The sequence below is a fragment of the Vibrio sp. TAP-3B genome (assembly GCF_057784735.1).
Map to the genome: position 1 here is coordinate 523,321 of NZ_CM173495.1, position 22,798 is coordinate 546,118.

Below are 22,798 nucleotides of genomic sequence, written 5' to 3' on the forward strand. Positions count from 1 at the left end.
TATGTCGATAAATACTGATGAAACGACTTGGCAGACGTTTAAACGTCTATGGCAATTTATTCGCCTATATAAGACCGGTCTTATCGTTGCAGTCATAGCATTAGTTATTAATGCTATATCAGATACCTATATGATTTCCCTGCTAAAACCTTTGCTAGATGAAGGCTTTGGGAATGCCGAGTCTGATTTTTTACGCATACTTCCATTGATTATCTTTGTCATGATGTTCGTTCGTGGTACGAGTGGATTTGTCTCCACTTATTGCTTGAGCTGGGTGTCTGGTAACGTCGTAATGCAGGTGCGTCGCATGGTGTTTAATCACTTTATGCACATGCCAGTGTCTTACTTTGATAAAGAAAAAACGGGTAACCTTTTATCTCGTATTACTTACGATTCAGAGCAAGTCTCAGCTGCGACGAGCCAAGCGTTAGTCAGCATTGTACGAGAAGGTGCCAGTATTATTGGTTTGCTAGTTCTGATGTTTTACAACAGCTGGCAGCTATCTTTAGTGCTATTTGCGGTTGCACCAGTCGTGGCGTGGAGTATTGGCGTTGTCTCTAAACGCTTTAGAAAAATATCCAAAAATATGCAGACGATGATGGGCAATGTGACGGCGTCAGCAGAGCAGATGCTGAAGGGACATAAAGTCGTATTGAGCTACGGCGGTCAAGACATCGAACGTAAACGCTTCGAAAAAGTCAGTAACCAAATGCGTCAACAAAGCATGAAGTTGGTGACCGCGCAAGCGGCCGCTAACCCGATTATTCAGATGATTGCGTCATTTGCCATTGTTGCGGTTCTTTATCTAGCGAGCATTGATTCTATCAAGGAACAATTGACACCAGGTACCTTTACTGTTGTTTTCTCTGCGATGTTTGGTCTGATGCGTCCGCTTAAGGCACTAACTAATGTTACTTCTCAGTTCCAGCGTGGTATGGCTGCGAGCCAAACGTTATTTGCTTTGATTGATCTTGAACCAGAGAAAAACGAAGGCAAATACACCATTGAACGTGCGCAAGGTGATGTTTCAGTCAAAAATGTCACTTTCACTTATGTGGGGGCAGAAAAACCTGCATTGCAAAACGTCAGCTTTGATATTCCCCGAGGGAAGACGGTGGCGTTGGTTGGGCGCTCTGGTTCGGGTAAGAGTACCATTGCGAACTTGTTCAATCGTTTTTATGACGTTGACAGCGGTTCTATCATGTTAGACGGTCGCGATATTCGCGAATACGAACTGAAGAATTTACGTGAGCAATTTGCGTTGGTTTCGCAAAACGTACATTTGTTCAATGACACTATTGCTAACAATATTGCGTACGCAACCGAGGATAGGTACCAGCGAAGTGATATAGAAAAGGCGGCGACATTAGCGCAAGCTATGGAGTTCATTAATAAAATGGACAATGGCTTGGATAGCATGGTTGGTGACAACGGTGCGAGCTTATCCGGAGGTCAGCGCCAGCGTGTTGCGATTGCTCGCGCGCTGTTACGTGATGCGCCTGTACTGATCCTTGATGAAGCGACCTCTGCTTTGGATACCGAATCTGAGCACGCGATTCAGGCGGCGTTAGAGGAGCTGCAAAAAGACAAAACGGTGTTAGTCATCGCGCACCGCTTGTCGACGATTGAAAAAGCGGATGAAATTCTTGTGGTGGATGATGGTGCTATCGTTGAGCGCGGTAATCACGCTGATCTTATTGCAAAAAATGGTGCTTACGCACAGTTGCATCGCATTCAATTTGGTGAATAGATACGGTGATTGAAAAAGTCTGGTTTGGCAATCACCCACTCAAATATCTCTTATGGCCGCTCTTGTGGCCATTGAGTGTATTGTTTGGTGCGATAAGTAAGTCTAAGCGAAAACAGTATCACACAGGCAAAAAGCGCCCTTATAAAGCCCCGGTACCCGTTGTTGTCGTTGGTAATATTACCGCGGGTGGTAATGGTAAAACACCGGTTGTGATATGGCTGGTTGAGCAATTGCAAAGTATGGGCTTTAAGCCCGGAGTCGTATCTCGTGGTTATGGGGCAAAGGCGCCGCACTACCCATTGATACTAAAAGAAAATACACCTGCGAAACATTGTGGTGATGAGCCTAAGCTGATTCATTGTCGTACTGGTGCGCCTGTTGCGGTTGACCCTGTGCGTTCAAAGGCGGTGAAAGCATTGCTTGAGTCTGGTGTCGATATCATCATAGCGGATGATGGCTTGCAGCATTATGCGTTGGCTCGTGATATTGAGTTAGTGATTGTGGATGGTAACCGACGGTTTGGTAATGAAAGCTTGATCCCACTTGGCCCTTTGCGAGAAGGTGTAGAGAGGTTGAATGAAGTCGATTTTATCATCATCAACGGTGGGCTGGCTCACCAAGGCGAGATCGCCATGACACTTTCGCCTTCAAAAGCCATTAATCTTAAAACTCATCAACAAGTGGAAGTATCTGCGTTAAATGATCTCGTTGCGTTTGCTGGCATTGGTCATCCTCCGAGGTTTTTTAATACATTAAGTACACTGAATGCAGACGTTAAAATCACTAAGGGGTTTGCAGACCATCAGGATTTTAACCAACAAGAATTAGAAGCATTGGCTCTACAAGGAGCGAATGTCATCATGACTGAAAAAGATGCCGTTAAATGCAGTGCGTACGCGCAAGAAAATTGGTGGTATCTGCCTGTATCTGCCCAGTTTGAACCAAACGATGCAGAGCGAATTTTAAACAGAATAAAAGAGGTTAAAGCGACTTATGGATCATCGTCTGCTTGAGATTGTAGCTTGCCCTGTGTGCAAAGGTAAGCTGACGTACGACAAAGGTAATCAAGAGTTGATTTGCAAATTAGATCGTCTTGCTTACCCGATCAAAGAGGGCATTCCTGTTCTGCTTGAGCCAGAAGCTCGCACTATGAATATGGATGAGGGACGCTGATGTCTTTTACGGTTGTCATTCCTGCACGTTATTCATCGAGCCGTTTACCGGGTAAACCGCTTGCAGATATCGGCGGTAAACCAATGGTTCAATGGGTTTATGAACAAGCACTACAAGCGGGGGCGGACAACGTCATCGTCGCGACCGATAATGCACGTGTCTCTGATGCCGTCGTGTCGTTTGGTGGCAAAGTGTGTATGACGTCACCGAATCATGAGTCGGGCACAGAACGCTTGGCTGAAGTGGTTGAAAAAATGGCGATTCCTGCGGATCATATTATTGTGAATGTACAAGGCGATGAGCCCTTGATCCCACCATCTATCATTCGTCAGGTTGCAGATAACTTAGCGAATAGTAAGGCTCCGGTGGCCACATTAGCGGTGGAAATCGATTCAGAGGATGAAGTGTTCAATCCAAACGCGGTTAAAGTTGTGGCTGATGAGCAAGGTTATGCGATGTACTTTAGTCGAGCGACGATCCCTTGGGATCGCGATAACTTCGCCAAACAAGACAAAACGATAGCAAACCCGTTAATGCGTCATATCGGAATTTATGCTTATCGTGCGGGGTTCATTAATACCTATGTGAACTGGGCTCCAAGCGCGTTAGAGCAAATTGAGTGCCTTGAGCAGCTAAGAGTACTTTGGTATGGCGAGAAGATTCATGTGGCGGTTGCAAAAGAGTCGCCGGCAGCCGGTGTTGATACCCCAGAAGATCTCGAAGCAGTTAGGGCGATAGTGACGAAAATAACGTAATTTATGTTTTGCCAAAGATAATAAAAGACTCCTACATGAGGAGTCTTTTTGCTTTTAAGGGGGAGGTTTAATCCGATTTGTCTAAACGAGTTTATCTAGAATGAAATTTAACCTTAACAAGTCCACAAGTTCTAGATGTTCGTGTCATATTGGTTACGTTTAGGGCAAGTTGCCAGCGTTTCTCGATGACCAGTGTCTTTAACTTCCTGTAAAACCACGTCGAAACCCCACAATCGGTACACGTGCTTCAATACCTCCTCGTGACTTTCATCTAACGGAATGCGATTGTGCGGCACGTATTGTAGAGTGAGTGAGCGGTCACCGCGGACATCGACATTAAACACCTGAATATTCGGCTCAAGGTTCGCTAAATTGTACTGAGCTGCCAGAGTTTCGCGAATGCGTTGATAGCCCATTTCATCGTGGATAGCCGCCACTTCGATAAAGTTTTTATGGTCGTCGTCATTGATAGCAAACAACTTGAAGTCACGCATGAGTTTGGGGGACAGATACTGGCTAATAAAACTCTCATCTTTAAAGTTGTGCATTGCGAAGTGCACGGCGTCCAGCCAATCTGTTCCTGCTAAATCAGGGAACCATTCCTTATCTTCATCAGTTGGTTCTTCGCAAATTCGTTTTATATCTCGGAACATCGCAAACCCGAGCGCATAAGGGTTAATCCCACTAAAGTAAGGACTATTATATGGAGGTTGGGCGACCACACTAGTGTGGCTATGTAAGAACTCAAGGATGAATTTTTCGGACACAAGGCCTTCATCGTAAAGGTGGTTTAGGATGGTGTAGTGCCAGAATGTGGCCCACCCTTCATTCATTACCTGAGTTTGTTTTTGAGGGTAAAAGTATTGACTGATTTTCCGCACAATACGTACAACTTCGCGCTGCCACGATTCGAGAAGTGGTGCATGTTTCTCAAAAAAGTAGAGTAAATTTTCTTGAGGTTCACTTGGAAAACGTTCTTTTATGTCTTCTTCTTTGGTCTTCGCCCTCGGGACTGTTCGCCACAAATCATTAACTTGAGACTGGAGATAAGCCTCTCTCTCTTCTTGTCGGGCTTTTTCTTCAGTAATGGAAATTTTCTCTGGTCGTTTATAACGGTCCACACCGAAGTTCATTAATGCGTGGCAGGAATCGAGTAATCGCTCTACTTCTTGAGCGCCATATCGTTCTTCGCACTCTGCAAGGTACTTTTTAGCGAATAATAAGTAATCGATTATTGAACCCGCATCCGTCCATGTTTGGAATAAATAATTGCCTTTGAAGAAAGAGTTATGCCCGTAAGAAGCGTGTGCAATCACGAGCGCTTGCATCGTTACGGTATTCTCTTCCATTAAGTAAGCAATACATGGGTTGGAGTTAATGACGATTTCGTACGCCAAGCCCATTTGGCCGTGTTTATAGTTTTGTTCCGTCTGGATGAACTTTTTCCCAAATGACCAGTGATTGTAATTGATGGGCATACCGATACTTGAGTATGCATCCATCATCTGCTCTGAAGTGATGACTTCAATTTGGTTAGGGTAAGTGTCGAGACGGTAATGTTTCGCGACACGTTTAATTTCTTTGTGGTAGCGCTCAAGTAGTTCGAAAGTCCAATCAGGGCCATCTGGTAGTATCTTACTATTACGCTTTTTTGGCGTCTCTCCAGAGAAGTTTTTCGTTGCAGTATTCATCGCTAGCCTCCTTACGCCGTTTCTTTTTTGAATAGTTCACGGAAGACTGGGAAGATATCTTCCACAGAGCGAATGTTTTTAATGGCAAAGTTTGGGAACTCATCAGTGAGTTTTTCGTATTCATGCCACAAGGTTTGGTGAGAGCGGCGGGTGATCTCAATATATGAATAGTACTGACAATTGGGCAGGAGCCTGTTTACAAGCAAATCACGACATCTCGGTGAGTCATCCGCCCAGTTGTCACCATCGGATGCTTGCGCAGCATAAATATTCCATTGATCAACTGGGTAGCGTTCTTTCACGATCTCATCCATGAGCTTCAATGCACTGGATACGATAGTGCCTCCAGTTTCTTGCGAGTAAAAGAACTCGTGTTCGTCCACTTCTTTCGCTTGAGTGTGGTGGCGAATAAAGACGACGTCGACATTCTCGTACGTACGAGTTAAGAACAGGTACAACAGAACGTAAAAACGTTTTGCGATGTCTTTCGTGGCTTGATCCATAGAACCAGATACGTCCATCAAACAAAACATAACCGCTTGGCTTGATGGAACCGGACGTTTCTCGTAGTTTTTAAAGCGCAAATCGAAGGTATCAATAAACGGTACACTTTCGATTTTTTTACGTAGTTCTTCAATCTCCGTTTTCAAGCGGTTCTCTTCAAACTGTTGAGCTGGTTCAATGTTTTTGATACGAGCAAGTTCGTCTTCTAGCTCTTTAAGGAGGCGTTTCTTGCCTGCTGTCATTGCAGTTCGCCGAGCAAGTGACTGTTGAAGTGAACGGACAATGGCGATGTTAGAAGGCATACCAGCAGTTTGGAAACCTGCGCGATGCGTTTTCCATTCAGTAATTTTTGTGATTTGATTCTTCTCTAGATTCGGCAGTTCGAGATCTTCGAACAAAATATCTAGGTATTCATCTTTCGATATTTGGAATACAAATTCATCCTGACCTTCTCCGTCTGGACTGGCATTTCCTTCGCCCGATCCGCTCCCTTGCCCTCCACCTTTAGGGCGCTCGATTTTATCACCAGTAATGAATTGGTCATTGCCCGGATGTACTCGTTCGCGTACCCCTCCTTTGCCCTGATGAAAGGTCGGCTCATTGATGTCTTTGTGTGGTATAGATACATCTTCGCCCGTTTCTGTATTCGTAATCGAGCGTCGATTCACTGCGTCTGCTACCGACTCTTTAATTTGCTCTTTATGGCGTTTCAAGAAGCGCTGTCGATTTACAGCGCTCTTGTTTTTTCCATTGAGCCTTCGGTCTATAAATTGCGCCATGGAATAGCCCTCTTCATGTTTCACAAGCGACCTAACGCAACCACTTGATTAGGATGACTTACGTACTCGTAGGTACCACTCAGAAAGTAGACGTACCTGTTTCTCGGTATATCCTTTTTCCATCATGCGAGCGACAAAGTCGTCGTGTTTCTTCTGATCTTCAGAAGAGGTTTTCGCATTAAATGAAATAACCGGAAGCAGCTCTTCAGTGTTAGAGAACATTTTCTTCTCGATTACTGTGCGCAGTTTTTCGTAGCTGGTCCAAACTGGGTTTAGACCATTGTTATTCGCTTTCGCACGAAGCACAAAGTTAACGATTTCGTTTCGGAAATCTTTCGGGTTAGAAATACCCGCCGTTTTTTCGATCTTCTCTAGCTCTGCATTGAGTGAAGATCGGTCAAACAGCTGCCCAGTTTCTGGATCGCGATATTCTTGGTCTTGAATCCAGAAGTCTGCGTATGTTACGTAGCGGTCAAAGATATTTTGGCCGTATTCAGAGTAAGACTCGAGATAGGCGGTCTGGATCTCTTTACCAATAAATTCGACGTAGCGAGGGACAAGGTAACCTTTCAAAAATTCGAGATATTTTTCAGCGGTTTCTGTCGGGAACTGTTCGCGTTCAACCTGTTGTTCTATCACATAGAATAGGTGCACAGGGTTGGCTGCCACCTCGGTTTGGTCGAAGTTAAATACGCGTGACAAAATCTTAAATGCGAAACGTGTTGAGAGGCCATTCATGCCTTCATCGACACCCGCATAATCACGATACTCTTGATAGCTTTTCGCCTTCGGGTCTGTATCTTTCAGCGTTTCGCCATCATAGACGCGCATTTTAGAGAAAATGGATGAGTTTTCAGGTTCTTTCAAACGAGAAAGAATACTAAACTGTGCCAACGTTTCGAGCGTGCTTGGTGAGCAAGGCGCGGTAGACAATTCGCTGTATTCAAGCAGTTTCTCATAAATTTTCACTTCTTCTGACACGCGTAGACAGTATGGCACTTTGACAATATAAACACGGTCGAGGAAGGCCTCGTTATTTCTGTTATTGCGGAATGTTTGCCATTCTGACTCGTTTGAGTGGGCTAGAATCATGCCATCGAATGGAATTGCAGAAAGGCCTTCTGTACCGTTAAAGTTGCCTTCTTGGGTGGCGGTTAAAAGTGGGTGTAGCACCTTAATTGGCGCCTTGAACATTTCTACGAACTCCATCAAACCTTGGTTAGCTTTACAGAGTGCACCAGAGTAACTGTAAGCATCTGGGTCATCTTGTGAGTAATGTTCGAGTTTACGAATATCAACTTTACCCACCAATGATGAAATATCTTGGTTGTTTTCATCACCTGGTTCAGTTTTAGCGACCCCGATTTGATCGAGGATAGAAGGGCGGACTTTGACTACTTTAAACTGGGTGATATCCCCACCAAACTCATGCAATCTTTTTGCCGCCCATGGCGACATTATTGATCTCAGGTAACGCTGTTCTATACCGTATTCTTTTTTCAAGATTTCGCCGTCTTCAGTGGCTTTAAACAAACAGAAAGGGTGGTCGTTCACGGGACTACGTTCTCCGTTAACACTTAGTACGTAGATTGGCATTAGTTCCATTAGTGCTTTGAGCTTTTCAGCAAGCGATGATTTACCACCGCCCACAGGGCCGAGCAGGTAGAGAATTTGTTTACGTTCTTCTAACCCTTGAGCCGCATGTTTTAGGTAAGAAACAATCTGTTCTATTGCGTCTTCCATTCCATAGAAGTCTTTAAAGGTCTTATAACGAGAGATAACACGATTCGAAAAAATGCGGCTTAGTCTTGGATCTTTCGCCGTATCAATTATCTCTGGTTCGCCAATTGCCATCAGTAGGCGCTCTGCTGCATTCGCATAAGCACTTTTGTCATCCTTACATAGAGCGAGAAACTCCTGTAACGACATCTCTTCATCTTTTGCAGCTTCATATCTTGATTGATAGTGATCAAAAATACTCATAGCAATTCCCCTTTCGATTACCACCGCTTTAAAAACAAATTCCTAACAAGTTAAGCGTAGATGGCAATTGTCGATTTTGCTTTAGGATTATGTGCTTATTTCCATTTACTACGGTATCAACAACGATATTTTTGATGGGAAGAGTGCTCGTCATATTAAAAAATAAGATCATGAAAATGTGCTAAATCGGACCAACTAAAGCGAGGTTTAATAAGTATTGATGGTATGTTCGCATACGCTTTTTTGACCGCAGCATAATGATATTTTTAAATGTTATATCCCATTAATTCACGGGGATGACGATGAAGACTGATTAGTTATTTATTCTGTCAAGGTTTGTTTTGAACATTGTATTAAACTGATTAAGTCCTTATGATTGGTGGATTGATTTGCAATAAAGTGATAAGGCTAATATGCAACATCGTAAAATGTTGTTTCTGACTATCAGTTCCGCTCTGTTTTTTTCAAGTTATTCGCAAGCAGCGGGTTCATCGTGGTCGATCGGAGGGGCCGTGGCTTACTCTCCTGCTGTTTATAAAGATACTGATTATAATACAACGGTGATTCCATTAATCGGATATGAAGGTGAGCATCTTTTTTTTCGGGGGTTTAGTGCAGGCTATCGTCTTTTGCCTGTGGGTTCTGAAAGGAATGTCATTTTTCGACTTGCTTACGACCCTCGCACTCTCAAGCCAGAAGATTCTGATAATGCGAAGATTCGACTATTAGACGAACGAAAAGCATCCATTCTTGCTGGTGTGAGTTATCAGGTTAACACTAAGGCTGGTACTTTGGAGGCATCAGCAGGTACTGATGTGGGAGACCAACACAATGGCTTGTACGCAGAATTAGCATGGCGTTTACCGTTGCATTTTCGAGGCTGGGGAGTCACTCCCTCGATAGGTTATGCGTACAACTCAGAGAAGCTTAATGATCACCTCTATGGTGTGTCGAAAGCGGAAGAACAGAGAAGTAGTATCAAAGCGTTCGACGCAGACTGGGATGGCCACTATTTTATAGGTGCTTCGGCATATTTGCATTTAACGCGAAAGGTCCGGTTAACGGGCAGTATTCGCTATCTTAACTTAGATGGTGACTTAGCGGACAGTCCAATATTAGAGCGAGGTATCGCAACCACGGGCACCCTAGGGGTCTCTTACGTGTTTTAATTGGTAAAATAAAAAACCAAATGAGCCTTCTCACTTGGTTTTTTATTACTTTTACTACTGAAGCTTTGATTTATGCACTAAAAATTTGTGCCAATTCGTTTTCACATAGGTGGTATTGGCGAGGGCAGTTACGCCATGTTTGCAACATACGGCGGTATTTATCCAGCATCGGCATTTGGCTATTGAAGTGGTGGTCTGCTTTATCAAATTGTGGGTAAAGCCCCTCAGAATCGATCAGGAAGCGAACGTAGTGCACTTGCTGTACTTCGGTTGCTATATCAAATCCTAGGAACTGTAATCGGCGTTGATCCACATTGCTGCACTCTTCTGTGTCTAGCATATTGTGAGATTCTTGCATTGCATGGTACATCTCCATAATGTCGATGATCTCGCGGCACTCAGCTTCTGAAAGGCATCCAAAATCTTTATTTAATTCAAGCATATGCAATTCATAACCGCGTTCTACGATCGTTTGCAGACGTTTGTATTTCGCCGCATTATTTGGATCAAGCTGAGACATTAGGTTGTATTGGTTTGATAGAATCAGACGTTGAGCGTTTGACATTTCCATGGTGACCTCACTAAATAATCTAATATATTTTTAATGTGCTTAGATTAACGCTTAAGACATGAGTGAAACATGATCTCAATACATATTTAATATGAAAAAATGACAAGAATGATTGATTCCAGCCAAGGTGTGTAAGGCGAAGAGCTACTTTTTGTGATAGTGGTTGTATATGTAGTCTTTATCGGAGAAAACTCTGAGCCATTCGGGTTTGAAAACCGTCAGTACGGCAAGCGACATACCATTGAGTAAACCTTCTGGAAAGGCGAGCAGAGGCACAAAAATAAAGTAATTATGCTGAATAACTTCCCAATCATAATGACCAACAGACAGATGGTAAAATGAATTAATCAGGAGATGTAAACTACCCGTTATTGCGCCGTTGAAAAAACCCGCAACGAAAATGAAAACAAAGAGATTTCGCGGTAAGTAGTGATAGCTTAAAATAAATACTAAGTGACTGATTAATATGGGGATTAGGGCAGAAAGCACTAAAGAGGTGGGTAATAATAGCAATGAAATATCATGCAACCAATGATGAGCTAACATCGCTGGTATACTGAGGAGAAAAGCCATGCGCCAACCGTACATCATGGTTACAGTCGTTAAGGCGAGAAAGTGAATTTGCAGCCCTTCTTTTACCCCTGCTTGTGCAGACCACAGGATAGTAAGAAAAAATAATGTTGCTAACACAAGGTGTTGAAATATTTTTTCTTTTTCAAGCTTGGGCCAAACTACTTTTTTCCAATCGGTTAGACAGTGGGCGAGTACTACCCAAAAGATGACGACCAGCGAACCTAAATTAAACCAATCCATGTTTCTTCCTTTGCTGCGAACTTTGTGTAATCGCCTTCACCTATATTTTTAGTATAAAAATACCAGCATTATGCTGGTATTTTAAAGAGTTTCGGTTTGAAGTCGGTTTAGTATTTTACGTTATCATTGTACTGAGCAAGAATCGACTGGATATTATCCATGGTTTCCTTTGAAGGAGGGTTTACCCCTTCTAATGGGTATTCTAAGCCCAGCGCTTCCCACTTATGGGCTCCCAGTTTGTGGTATGGAAGTAACTCCACTTTCTCGACATTATCCATGTCTTTGATGAATTCACCAAGCATGTGAGCGGCCTCTGGATCGTCCGTATAGCCCGGTACGACAACATAACGAACCCAAGTTTTCTTCCCAATTTTCTGTAAGTAACGAGCAAAGTCCAATGTGCGTCTATTAGACACGCCGATAAGATCTTGGTGAACTTCATCTTTCATATGTTTGATATCAAGCATCACCAAATCGGTCGCGTCTAACACTTCGTCGATGATATCAGTGTGTTTACGAACATAGCCATTGGTATCCAGACAAGTGTGGATGCCCTCAGCTTGAGCTGCACGGAAAAAGTCACGTACAAACTCAGGTTGAAGCATTGCTTCACCGCCAGAACAAGTAACGCCACCCCCGGATGCATTCATGAAGTGGCGGTAACTTTTCGCTTCGGAAATGATTTCTTCAACCGTCACTTCTTTGCCATCATGCGTGTCCCAAGTATCGCGATTATGGCAATACTTGCAGCGCATCAAACAACCTTGCAAGAAAACGATGAAACGAATGCCAGGTCCGTCTACGGTACCACATGACTCAAATGAGTGAATACGACCAGCTGTTGACATCTTGTGCTCTCATTACTAATGAATTCTGGCTGTTATTTTATTACAAAAAGCAGGGTTAAAACAGCTTTGTAGGCTGTTAGGGTGAATTGAACCTTGCATCATAAAGTTATTTAGGAATAGGGCACGCTTATTTATTAAAGTAGCCATAACTTGATTGTCTATTGAAGGTTGATATTAATAAAGTGGATAGCTTAGCGCTTAGAAAAAGGCGAAAACAGAGAACGATCCCGTGCCATACACGTCAGTTTGAGACTCTTCATAGTCTGACGTTTTGACGGTGAATGCCAAGCTCGCGCCATAGTTTTGGTTATACCAAGTTGCACCCGCAACGGCACTGGCTTGCCAGTTTTGCAGTGTCACGTCGTATGGCGTTGATGGTTCAGGAATTCCAGAACGATCGCCCTCGATGGTCATATCGTTAAAACTATATCGTCCCTCAAACCCGGTATATAAAAACCAGCTCGATGTGTTTTTTGCCAACATGCTGGCAGAAAAAGGACTTTCTGCACTAATATTCGCCGCGCCGATGCTGTTGGCTAAGTGTGTTCCCCAACGAAACATCACTCCTTGAGAGATGTTACTGCGGAAATTACCCACGTTAATGTCATTAACATTGGTAATCTCCCACTGCGTGCTTTGGCTATCGCTGCGCATCAGTTTATTGAAAGCTCGGTAGCCAACACTAAACGCTATTTCATCATCGATTTGGTAATCCCAACCCTGCGGGTCGGTTGAGCCAGTAATGCCGTGAACAATTTGTTGCGCTTTTTCTGATAGTGAGCTTTCGCCAGTCGCCCCAACCGTCAAGTTATAGCGAACGGTTTTATCATTAGCAATAGAAAGATAGTTGATTTCGGTATGCAAGTAACCAGCGTATGGGCGGTCATTTGCAAGAGGATAGTCAGCTTCGATATCACTCGGTGTCCACATTTTATGGCCAAGAACCAATTCTATTTTATCGATATTTGATTGTTCTGGGTTATTTAAACTCAACCATTTCCACTCGTTTTCTTTTTTGAGTTGGCCCGTTGCGTAGGAGAGGAAAATGCCATTGGTGTAATCTTGGTCAACACCAAAAATACCGTCATTGTCGAGAGTGAAAGAAAGCGTAGACTTAGTGGATGCCATCGCAACCGGTGAAAGAAGAGTAAGAACAATTAATTTACTGAGTTTCATATACTTTATTTACTAATTTTTTTCGCATCATACGTAAGAATGTGGGCAAAATCTTTCGTAATATCACAACTTTCGTTCAAGAAATAAAAAAAGGGCTGATGCTTCATCGCATCAGCCCTTTTATATCACTAAAACGTTACATCGCTATGGTCTTATAGAGACTCAGTGAATGTACGTGCGATTACGTCAGCTTGTTGCTCTGTAGTTAAAGAGTTAAAGCGAACAGCGTAACCTGAGACACGAATTGTTAGCTGAGGGTATTTCTCAGGGTGTTTAACCGCGTCTTCTAGAGTTTCTCGGTTAAGAACGTTCACGTTTAGGTGTTGACCGCCTTCAATTCCAGACTCGTGGTGGAAGTAACCATCCATTAAACCAGCAAGGTTAGCGCGCTGTGAATTTTCATCTTTACCTAGTGCATTTGGCACGATAGAGAAAGTGTAAGAGATACCATCTTGTGCGTCAGCAAACGGCAGTTTTGCAACTGAAGTTAGTGATGCAACAGCGCCTTTCTCATCACGACCGTGCATTGGGTTTGCACCTGGAGCAAATGGAGCGCCAGCACGACGACCGTCCGGAGTGTTACCCGTTTTCTTACCGTATACCACGTTTGAAGTGATAGTAAGAATTGACTGAGTAGGGATTGCATCACGGTAAGTCTTAAGCTTACGGATTTTGCCCATGAATACAGAAACAAGTTCACATGCGATGTCATCAACGCGTGGGTCGTTGTTACCGAATTTAGGGTAATCACCTTCGATTTCGAAATCGATCGCTAGACCGTCTTCGTCACGGATAGGCTTAACTTTTGCGTATTTGATTGCAGACAGAGAGTCAGCCGCAACAGATAGACCTGCGATACCACAAGCCATAGTACGCTTAACATCACGGTCATGTAGAGCCATTAGCGCAGCTTCGTAGCTGTACTTGTCGTGCATGAAGTGGATGCTATTTAGCGCAGTCACGTATTGCTTCGCTAGCCAATCCATGAAGTGGTCCATTTTGTCCCAAAGTTCATCGTAGTTCAAAACATCGCCTTCGATCTTAGGCATGTTTGGACCCACTTGGATTTTTAGCTTCTCATCCACACCACCGTTGATGGTGTAAAGCATGGTTTTCGCAAGGTTAGCACGAGCGCCGAAGAACTGCATTTGCTTACCAACAACCATTGGAGATACACAACATGCGATAGCGTAGTCATCTGACTCCATATCTGGACGCATTAGGTCATCATTTTCGTACTGGATTGAAGAGGTATCGATTGATACTTTCGCACAGAACTTCTTGAAGCCTTCAGGTAGTTTCTCAGACCACAACACAGTGATGTTTGGCTCTGGAGAAGGACCCATGGTGTATAGCGAGTTTAGGAAACGGAAGTTTGTACGAGTCACTAGCGTACGACCATCAAGACCCATACCACCCATAGATTCTGTTGCCCAGATTGGGTCGCCAGAGAACAGGTCATCGTACTCAGGAGTACGTAGGAAACGAACCATACGTAGCTTCATGACGAAATGGTCGATCATTTCTTGAGCTTGTTCTTCGTTGATGCGGCCAGCAGCGATGTCGCGCTCGATGAACACGTCTAGGAACGTAGAAGTACGGCCTAGAGACATTGCTGCACCGTTTTGAGACTTAACCGCTGCTAGGTAACCGAAGTAAGTCCATTGAATGGCTTCTTGCGATGTTTCTGCCGGACGAGAAATGTCGAAACCGTATTTCGCTGCCATCTCTTTGATTTGACCTAAAGCGCGATGTTGCTCTGCGATTTCTTCGCGAAGTTGCATCGTCATGTGTAGATCTTCGCCATTCTCAAAGCGCTCTTGTAGAGATGAGAATTGAGCAAATTTGTCCTTCATTAAGAAATCAATACCGTATAAAGCAATACGACGATAATCACCAATGATACGACCACGGCCGTAAGCATCAGGAAGACCAGTCAATACGCCAGACTTACGACACTTCATGATCTCTGGAGTGTAAATGTCGAAAACGCCTTGGTTGTGTGTTTTACGGTACTCTGTGTAGATTTTCTTAACTAGTGGGTCAAGCTCGCGGTTGTAGGCTTTGCATGAGCTTTCAACCATGCGGATACCACCATTAGGGATGATCGCACGTTTTAGAGGAGCGTCAGTTTGAAGACCTACGATCGTTTCGAGATCTTTTTCGATGTAGCCTGCATCGTGAGCAGTGACGGTAGAGATAATTGAAGTATCGAAATCAACAGGAGCGTGAGTCGCGTTCTCTTGTTTGATACCTTCCATTACCTTAGCCCAAAGCTTGTTAGTCGCTTCAGTACCTTCAGAAACTAGGAAAGATTCGTCGCCTTCGTACGGAGTGTAGTTCTTCTGAATGAAATCACGAACGTTTACTTCGTTTTGCCAGTCGCCTGCAGCAAAACCTTCCCAAGCTTTAGCAAATTGCTCTGCCATGACATACCTACCTTTTTAGTAGAAAAAAATACGTACTGCTTCGCCGTTGAGCCAGCTATCCCCAATTGAAGAGGGGAACAGTACACTCTTATGAATAACAATATTTATAGTCTTAAATTTAAATAACCGGATCATAAAACTATAAATATTGTCACTATTTAAAATGTCTCTCTTTTTAAGCAACAGTTAGAGGTTAAACTAAAATTTTTTTGTAAACCTTAAACTAAATCAATAAATCCTCAACAATCTCGATAAAAAGAGGGTAGCGACTAGCGCTACCCACACATTTTTTGAGCGATTGGCATTACAACCAAGACTGAATACCATATTGGCCTTCAAGCATACCAACTGCAAGCATAGCGACCAAACAAATGGCAAACACACAGATAGGGATAATAATCTTGTCAGCAAAAGAAAGGCGTGAAGCGCGTTCTTTGTCACCGATTAGGCCATTGTTGTCTAAGAACATCGTTAGTGCCCAAGCCAGTACAGGGTTGGTCATGATAGAAGCGAAGATACAAATACCAGCTGCTTGTGAGTCTTTGGTGTCACGAACCATTTGCATCCCTGCTTCTAGTAGAGGTAGAGAGACACCAACAAGAAGTGCAACACGCATGACTGGAGGCCATACCGCAACATCCATAGGGAAGCCCAGAATCGCAACGACAATACAGAACGAACCAAGTAGAATCGCACCAGCAGGAATAGGGCGCTTGGCAATGGCCGCAGGGATCATGTAAGTACCCCAAGAGGAAGTGATGTTACCGCCACCGACAGCCGTACCTACCATCTGACGAACAGAACACATACTCATCGTGTCATCAACATCCATGAGCACTTTTTCAGTCTTCTTAGGGTAGTTCAGTTCTTGGAAAATGCGGTGGCCTAGGAAATCAGGTGACCACATTGCTACTGCTAGAATCGCAAAGGGTAGAGAGGCGATGAAATGTTCTACGTTTGGTAGACCAAGCATCCAACCTTCTTCTGTGCTGCCCCACCAGTAAACAGGGTTTAGATTTGGTATACCCATTTCTGTTTCGAATTTAATGTCAAAACCTGCGCCAAGAACTAAAGCGATTGCTAGGCCTGTGAATGCACAAACGGGAATGGCTAACCAACGCTTGTTTACCTTTGCAAGGTATGCGTAAATCGCAACAGTGATGCCAAGTACAATCAGACCCACGTACCCCATGCTACCCGCTTCAACCGTTGAAGATTGAAGCCCAACAGCCCAATCTTGGATTGAAGTAATTTGGCTCATGGTACCTGTCAGGCCAAGGAAAATAAGTAAGCCACCTGCCGTCCCTTCGGACGTGAGGTTAACAAGCTTCGACCCGCCTTTTAAGAAACTTAAGATTAGACCAAACACCCCGATAAGAATTGCTAGAGCAAGGGGATGAGCGCCCGCCAATGCGATGGTGCCTATCAAAGGAATCATTGGGCCGTGGTTACCAGCAAGGTTTGCACGTGGGTTTAGGAAACCCGAAGAGATGATACAAAAAAGAAGTGCCGGGATTAGCATTTCCACACGTGCAACTTCGATAGCGAAGTCTTTACCTAGATTGATATGATCCCATGAGGCGGTAAGGCCCTCAGCCCAAGACATCATTACTGCTGAGTACATGGCGATAATGCCAATGGTACCAGCAAGTGCAGGAACAAGATCTTCAAGCTCAAAACGGAAGTCACGACCTGGCAAGTTTAAGCCGAAACGACGCGGCTTCATAATTTGTAGTTCGTGGTCTAGGTAGTCTGAACGGCTTGCGAACTCAGATGCTGGACGGTGAAGCTCACGGTAGCTCTTGGTCTCGATATCTGAATCAGAGTGCGCTTTATTAACTGCGTCTGACATAGATTCCTCATATATTTTAAAGTTATGAATTCTTCATTCAATTGTGTTAGCCCGCATCCTGCGGCACGCTTATGCTAGCTGTTATTAGATTTGTTGCACGTCGATATTGTGCCTAAGCATAGCTAATAACTTATTGTGTTGAGGCACAAAAAAATCCTCATCTTTTGGCTGGAGTCTAACAAGATAGTCATTTTTGGTGATTGATTTAGATCACTTTAAGAATAGATGTGAAATAAAACTACATAAAGTGTCTAACATGAGAATGTGACGGTGATCTCTGGTGTAAATTAATTACACATGTTGCATAAAATTAGAAGTTTTAACATTGGTTATCTTATAAGCATTAAGTGGAGTATTAATATTGACGATAAAGCTGGCTTTATTCTTGCTAAATACTGAACAAAGACGATTTTGGGTTAATCATTGCCGCTCAGTTTAGGAAGAAGACATGAAACAACGTAAAGTAATGCCACTTGTGGCTATCATCTCGGGGTTAATCGTTGGTTGCGGAGGTGGCGGAGGTGGCGGAGGCAACCCTGCGCCGAAAACGGCATTTACTTTTGATTTTGCTATACCAGCAACAATGATTGAAAGTGAAGCAACAGCGAAAGGTTGTTCGGTGTATGACCACAAAACTGAGCTGAACGGTGATGAAATGGTTTTAACCTATAGCGCAGCGTCAAAAGAGCAAGTGACTAACTATGTTATCGGTTATTACTCTGATGCTGATGGCAAAAGATCTGGAGACTTCATTAAACCAACCACTGATAACTTTAAGTTCTATCTTGAAGATATCCCTGACGGCGGCTTTGTAACGTTTCAAGCAATAGAGTTTAACGGTAGGGAAGCTCGCGTAAACACATTTTCAAAAGAGTTTCTACAAGACAGAAAGCTGCGTAATGCCACTTTTGCTCTTAACAGTATCCCTTTGAATCAATGCTTTACAGGCGGAAACTTAACAAGCAAAAAATTTACGAACTTAGATTATCGAAATGCTGAGTCAGGTGGTGGAGATTACAACTTTGTCTCGCAAACCGCTATTTTCACATCTCCTAACTCTGATATGTTGCCTACAGATGAGCTAATAGGGCTTAAAGGTGAGCCAACGGCGTTGTTCCAGTATGAATCTGGTTCAAGCGACAAAGCGCTTTACCAGTATGGTATTGGTTCGTGGGGTACTGGTGAGATCGCCTTAGTAAGAGCTGATAATACGTCAAGAATTTATTCTTCGTCTGACTATATTTACGACTCGCTTCACATTGGTTTTGTTACTAACGGCTTTGCCTATGATGCGTTAGAACTAGATAACACAACCGTTGAATATAATCGTCCTAGCTCAACGAACAAAGAAACTTGGGTTTACATGGCGTTTTTTGAGAATCAAGCTAATGGTTGGGAGTCTCTACTTAACGAAACGGTCTCTGATGGATGGGATATTGATGTTGATCCGAGCTCTTACTTAAATATTGATAACCTGCCAAATACAAAACCAAGTGTATCAATGCAAGGAAGCGTAGAGTCGGTGATCGATTTAGGTATGGGCTTAACCTCGGCTACAGAAGGCTTTACTCGCGTAGCTTACTTTGCTGCTTCTGGTGACTATAAAGTCACACACCGCATTTTCACTAAGAGTGATAGCGATTCAGTCGTTGTTCCAGAACTGCACTATTACAACTTTCCTACATCTGCTATTAATGGTTTGAAAGTTTCGTCAACAGACAACTTTAATCGTACAGCAGTTGTGTTGAGTGAAGATAGCAAAATTGATTCTAAGATGTTTATGAGTTTCTTCTCTAACGGCGCAGCGTCGGAGCCTAAATTAGATGCAGATTTAGATGGTATTCTTACTTCAGAAAAAGAAGATTTAGAAAACGAAGTGGTTTTGCGTCATTCAAATTCTTTAGTCGTAACTCGTTTCAATTAACACTTTTTAAATTTATCAAGCCCCTTTTAAAAGGGGCTTTTTTGTAGTGAATATTCACAGGTGAGAAAGTATATAACCATTGAGTGAGGTTAAAGTTAATTATTGTGAATTTTTATTCATTGTTTTCGGGTTAATAATTTGTTGCAACTTTCAGGGGGTGGTGCTAATTTGAACTGAATTAGAAAGGGCGGAGTCCCTTAGCAGTGATAGAAATACAGGGAGTAGGGCGCATGAATGATGTACCAGCGCTAGATATAAAAGACCTGCACAAAACATTTGGACAAAATGAAGTTCTTAAGGGAATTTCTCTTTCCGCACACAAAGGGGATGTTATCTCCATCATTGGCTCTTCCGGTTCTGGTAAGAGTACCTTCCTTCGATGTATCAATTTATTAGAAACACCAACTGCAGGTGAAATTTGGGTGAACGGTGAGCTTATCCAAATGAAGAATAATCGTGCTGGTGAATCTGTACCTGACAACGAAAAGCAAGTGCAACGCATTCGTTCTCGTCTTGCGATGGTGTTTCAAGGGTTTAATCTTTGGTCGCATCTCACTGTACTAGAAAATGTCATCGAAGCTCCTATTCATGTTCTTGGGATAGCAAAAGCCCAAGCGATTGAAAATGCAGAGGCATTACTTAAGAAAGTGGGCCTGTATGAGCGTAAAGATTATTACCCTGGACATCTATCTGGTGGTCAGCAACAGCGTGCCGCCATTGCTCGAGCATTGGCAGTCGATCCTGAAGTCATGTTATTTGATGAACCAACCTCAGCACTAGATCCGGAACTTGTTGGGGAAGTGCTAGGAGTAATGAGAGATTTGGCAGATGAAGGAAGAACGATGCTGGTTGTCACGCATGAGATGGCGTTTGCTCGCGACGTCTCTAATCATGTGATGTTTCTGCATCAGGGTTTAGTGGAAGAGCAGGGAAAACCAGCTAAGCTGTTTACAGAACCAGATTCAGAACGATTACAACAGTTTATTTCCTCTATCTATTAATATTCTTCAGGCGGCAGGCTTTTGCCACCTAAGCCAACACAACAAACAAAACCAATAAAATAGCAATCACAGGAGTATGGAAATGAAAAAGTGGTTATTAGCAGCAACATTGGCTGCAACGGCAATATCAGGGGTCGCTCAAGCGAAAGAATGGAAAACGATTCGCTTCGGCATTGAAGGTGCTTACCCTCCTTTTAGCTGGACAGAAACAGATGGATCTCTACAAGGCTTTGACGTCGACATGGCGAATGCTCTTTGTGAAGAGATGCAAGTTAAATGCAAAATTGTTGCTCAAGATTGGGATGGCATCATACCGTCACTACTTGCGAGAAAGTACGACGCGATTATTGCTGCCATGTCTATTACCACAGAACGTAAGAAGAAAGTGGATTTCACGGGGAAATACGCGCTTATTCCAAACAAATTTATCGCTAAAAAAGGTGCGAACCTAGACTTTGATAACCTAGATGGTAAGAAAATCGCAGTGCAACGCGCGACGACTCACGACAAATACCTCACAGACAACTACGGTGACAAAGTTGAGGTCGTTCGTTATGGATCTTTTGATGAAGCTTACCTAGATCTTGCTAGTGGACGAGTTGTTGCAGTGCTGGGTGATGCATCTGCTTTAGAAGAAGGTGTACTTAATAAGGCGGGGGGTGAAGCGTACGAATTTGTTGGCCCGTCACTCACTGATCCTAAATGGTTTGGTGAGGGCTTTGGTATTGCCGTCCGTAAACAAGATAAAGATTTAACGAAAAAGCTTGATGCGGCGATATTGTCACTACGTGAGAAAGGGGTTTACCAAGAAATTGCAGGTAAATACTTTAACTACGATGTTTACGGTGAATAAACCGTAATTAAACGGCCGTTGGCTTGTTCCTAGAAGTAGTCAACGGTCGATTTTGAGTTTTAGGGATTAGGAACTCACCTATGCTGGATTTACAAGGATATGAAGCCTCCATCCTAAAAGGGGCTTTGGTAACCATAGAAGTCGCTGTACTTTCCCTTCTGCTTGCTGTCATTCTGGGTATGGCCGGCGCGTTAGCTAAGTTAGCACCATACAAGTGGGCCAGAGCGATTGCGACTCTTTACACCACCATAATTAGGGGGATTCCGGACTTAGTTCTGATGATGCTGATTTTCTTTGGTGGGCAAATACTGTTAAACAACAGCCTTTACTCTATCAACGAAACGCTCAACGAGTGGTTTTCTTCTAGTGATCCAAACCATGAATGGACTTCTTACTTGCCCGATTATATTGACGTCAGTCCGTTTATCGCTGGGGTGATCACCATAGGCTTTATTTTTGGTGCCTACATGGCAGAAACATTTCGCGGCGCAATTATGGCGGTTGATAAAGGCGAGCTAGAAGCCGCAAAAGCTTATGGCATGAGCTCTATTTTATCGTTTAGAAGAATTTTGTTACCTCAGATGATCCGTCATGCATTGCCTGGGTTTGGGAATAACTGGTTAGTACTGCTTAAAACCACGGCGTTAGTTTCTATCATTGGTTTAGATGACATGGTGAGAATAAGTTCTTTGGCCGCTGGGACGACGAAAATGCCGTTTACCTTTTACATGGCAGTTGCGCTTATCTTCCTATTATTTACCAGCGTTTCTACAGGTTTACTTAAACTTGTTGAGCGCAAGTTCAGTATTCATGCGAGGTAAGTCATGGATTTTTCTTTGATAATCGAAAGTTTGCCAATCTACCTCCAAGGGCTCTGGACGACCGTTTGGTTGGTGGGGTTAGCGCTGGTGGTTGGCTTGTGTGTCTCTATTCCGCTAGCCGTTGCACGCAATAGCACTAACTACTTACTGAGTTTGCCTTCTTGGGGTTTCATTTATTTTTTCCGTGGTACGCCACTATTGGTTCAGTTGTATTTGATTTATTACGGTATGGACCAATTTTTTCCAGTAAAAGATACATTATGGGAAAACGCGTGGTTTTGTGCGTTGGTTGTCTTTATCTTTAATACCTCGGCCTATACTGCAGAAATTATTCGCGGTGCGATTAATGGTTTGTCAAAAGGTGAGGTAGAGGCAGCCAAAGCATATGGGATGAGTAGGTTTATGACATATAAGCGTATTATCTTACCAAGCGCCCTACGTAGAGCATTGCCTGCTTATTCGAATGAAGTTATTTTCATGCTGCACGGTAGTGCGGTCGCGGGTATCGTTACTATTATGGACCTAACTGGAGCTGCGCGCTTAGTAAATTCACGTTATTACGCCCCATTCGAGTCTTTTCTGACAGCGGGGCTTTTCTACATGGCACTGACCTTTATTATATTATGGTGCTTTAAACTCGCAGAAAAACGATTTCTGGCATATCTTCGCCCACTCAGTTAGTCATTGATTTAAAATGGTACCTATA

Annotated in this window: 19 protein-coding genes; 10 read left to right on the forward strand and 9 right to left on the reverse strand. The window is 43.3% G+C overall.

What is annotated here, in order from left to right:
• The first annotated feature begins 1 nt into the window (after position 1).
• The 4 genes from msbA to kdsB are packed head-to-tail and all read left to right on the forward strand — an operon-like array spanning position 2 to position 3,678.
• Positions 2–1,750: a lipid A ABC transporter ATP-binding protein/permease MsbA gene (msbA, locus tag AC3D28_RS02570; protein ID WP_488535430.1), complete on the forward strand. Its 1,749-nt coding sequence runs from the start codon at positions 2–4 to the stop codon at positions 1,748–1,750.
• A 5-nt stretch (positions 1,751–1,755) separates the two neighbouring features.
• The gene (lpxK, locus tag AC3D28_RS02575) at positions 1,756–2,763 is read left to right on the forward strand and encodes a tetraacyldisaccharide 4'-kinase (RefSeq protein ID WP_488535431.1); all 1,008 of its coding nucleotides are present in this window, start codon (positions 1,756–1,758) and stop codon (positions 2,761–2,763) included.
• Positions 2,744–2,923, forward strand: coding sequence for a Trm112 family protein (locus AC3D28_RS02580; protein ID WP_098416045.1), 180 nt, complete (start codon positions 2,744–2,746; stop codon positions 2,921–2,923). The genes lpxK and AC3D28_RS02580 overlap by 20 nt, the downstream gene beginning before the upstream one ends.
• Entirely contained in the window at positions 2,923–3,678 is a 756-nt protein-coding gene (kdsB, locus tag AC3D28_RS02585; protein ID WP_488535432.1) for a 3-deoxy-manno-octulosonate cytidylyltransferase, read from the forward strand. Before AC3D28_RS02580 ends, kdsB begins: the two co-directional genes overlap by 1 nt.
• 131 nt (positions 3,679–3,809) lie before the next feature.
• Here the strand turns inward: kdsB and AC3D28_RS02590 are convergent, their stop codons facing one another.
• Genes AC3D28_RS02590 through AC3D28_RS02600 form a run of 3 tightly spaced genes read right to left on the reverse strand, consistent with a single transcriptional unit; the run spans position 3,810 to position 8,635 of the window.
• Positions 3,810–5,369 carry a SpoVR family protein gene (locus AC3D28_RS02590; protein ID WP_488535433.1) on the reverse strand — a complete coding sequence of 520 codons (1,560 nt, stop codon included), beginning with the start codon at positions 5,367–5,369 and terminating at the stop codon, positions 3,810–3,812.
• An 11-nt stretch (positions 5,370–5,380) separates the two neighbouring features.
• Positions 5,381–6,652, reverse strand: coding sequence for a YeaH/YhbH family protein (locus AC3D28_RS02595; RefSeq protein ID WP_098416042.1), 1,272 nt, complete (start codon positions 6,650–6,652; stop codon positions 5,381–5,383).
• Between the two features lie 48 nt (positions 6,653–6,700).
• Positions 6,701–8,635: a PrkA family serine protein kinase gene (locus AC3D28_RS02600; protein WP_488535434.1), complete on the reverse strand. Its 1,935-nt coding sequence runs from the start codon at positions 8,633–8,635 to the stop codon at positions 6,701–6,703.
• A 413-nt stretch (positions 8,636–9,048) separates the two neighbouring features.
• Here AC3D28_RS02600 and AC3D28_RS02605 point away from each other — a divergent pair, with 413 nt between their 5' ends.
• Entirely contained in the window at positions 9,049–9,804 is a 756-nt protein-coding gene (locus AC3D28_RS02605) for a MipA/OmpV family protein (protein ID WP_488535435.1), read from the forward strand.
• A 70-nt stretch (positions 9,805–9,874) separates the two neighbouring features.
• Here AC3D28_RS02605 and AC3D28_RS02610 read toward each other — a convergent pair whose 3' ends face one another.
• The 6 genes from AC3D28_RS02610 to AC3D28_RS02635 all read right to left on the reverse strand — a co-directional run bounded on the left by AC3D28_RS02610 (position 9,875) and on the right by AC3D28_RS02635 (position 17,493).
• Entirely contained in the window at positions 9,875–10,375 is a 501-nt protein-coding gene (locus AC3D28_RS02610) for a YfbU family protein (protein ID WP_488535436.1), read from the reverse strand.
• A gap of 144 nt (positions 10,376–10,519) precedes the next feature.
• Complete coding sequence (locus AC3D28_RS02615; protein WP_488535437.1) at positions 10,520–11,188, reverse strand: energy-coupling factor ABC transporter permease; 669 nt, start codon at positions 11,186–11,188, stop codon at positions 10,520–10,522.
• A gap of 107 nt (positions 11,189–11,295) precedes the next feature.
• The gene (gene pflA / locus AC3D28_RS02620) at positions 11,296–12,036 is read right to left on the reverse strand and encodes a pyruvate formate lyase 1-activating protein (RefSeq protein ID WP_488535438.1); all 741 of its coding nucleotides are present in this window, start codon (positions 12,034–12,036) and stop codon (positions 11,296–11,298) included.
• A gap of 198 nt (positions 12,037–12,234) precedes the next feature.
• Complete coding sequence (locus tag AC3D28_RS02625) at positions 12,235–13,212, reverse strand: lipid A deacylase LpxR family protein (RefSeq protein ID WP_488535439.1); 978 nt, start codon at positions 13,210–13,212, stop codon at positions 12,235–12,237.
• A gap of 152 nt (positions 13,213–13,364) precedes the next feature.
• Positions 13,365–15,641 (reverse strand): formate C-acetyltransferase, encoded by a 2,277-nt coding sequence (gene pflB, locus AC3D28_RS02630; protein WP_488535440.1) that lies wholly within the window; start codon positions 15,639–15,641, stop codon positions 13,365–13,367.
• Between the two features lie 304 nt (positions 15,642–15,945).
• Entirely contained in the window at positions 15,946–17,493 is a 1,548-nt protein-coding gene (locus AC3D28_RS02635; RefSeq protein ID WP_488535441.1) for a DUF3360 family protein, read from the reverse strand.
• Positions 17,494–17,941: 448 nt separating this feature from the next.
• Between AC3D28_RS02635 and AC3D28_RS02640 the strand changes: the two genes are divergently transcribed.
• The 5 genes from AC3D28_RS02640 to AC3D28_RS02660 all read left to right on the forward strand — a co-directional run bounded on the left by AC3D28_RS02640 (position 17,942) and on the right by AC3D28_RS02660 (position 22,773).
• Positions 17,942–19,417 (forward strand): 54K polar flagellar sheath protein A, encoded by a 1,476-nt coding sequence (locus tag AC3D28_RS02640; RefSeq protein ID WP_488535442.1) that lies wholly within the window; start codon positions 17,942–17,944, stop codon positions 19,415–19,417.
• Positions 19,418–19,647: 230 nt separating this feature from the next.
• The gene (locus AC3D28_RS02645; protein ID WP_098416032.1) at positions 19,648–20,418 is read left to right on the forward strand and encodes an ABC transporter ATP-binding protein; all 771 of its coding nucleotides are present in this window, start codon (positions 19,648–19,650) and stop codon (positions 20,416–20,418) included.
• A gap of 82 nt (positions 20,419–20,500) precedes the next feature.
• Positions 20,501–21,271: an ABC transporter substrate-binding protein gene (locus AC3D28_RS02650; protein ID WP_179885695.1), complete on the forward strand. Its 771-nt coding sequence runs from the start codon at positions 20,501–20,503 to the stop codon at positions 21,269–21,271.
• Between the two features lie 80 nt (positions 21,272–21,351).
• A complete protein-coding gene (locus tag AC3D28_RS02655; protein WP_488535443.1) occupies positions 21,352–22,092 on the forward strand; it encodes an ABC transporter permease in 741 nt (246 codons plus the stop codon).
• Positions 22,093–22,095: 3 nt separating this feature from the next.
• Positions 22,096–22,773 carry an ABC transporter permease gene (locus AC3D28_RS02660; protein WP_488535444.1) on the forward strand — a complete coding sequence of 226 codons (678 nt, stop codon included), beginning with the start codon at positions 22,096–22,098 and terminating at the stop codon, positions 22,771–22,773.
• The last annotated feature ends 25 nt before the right edge of the window (positions 22,774–22,798 follow it).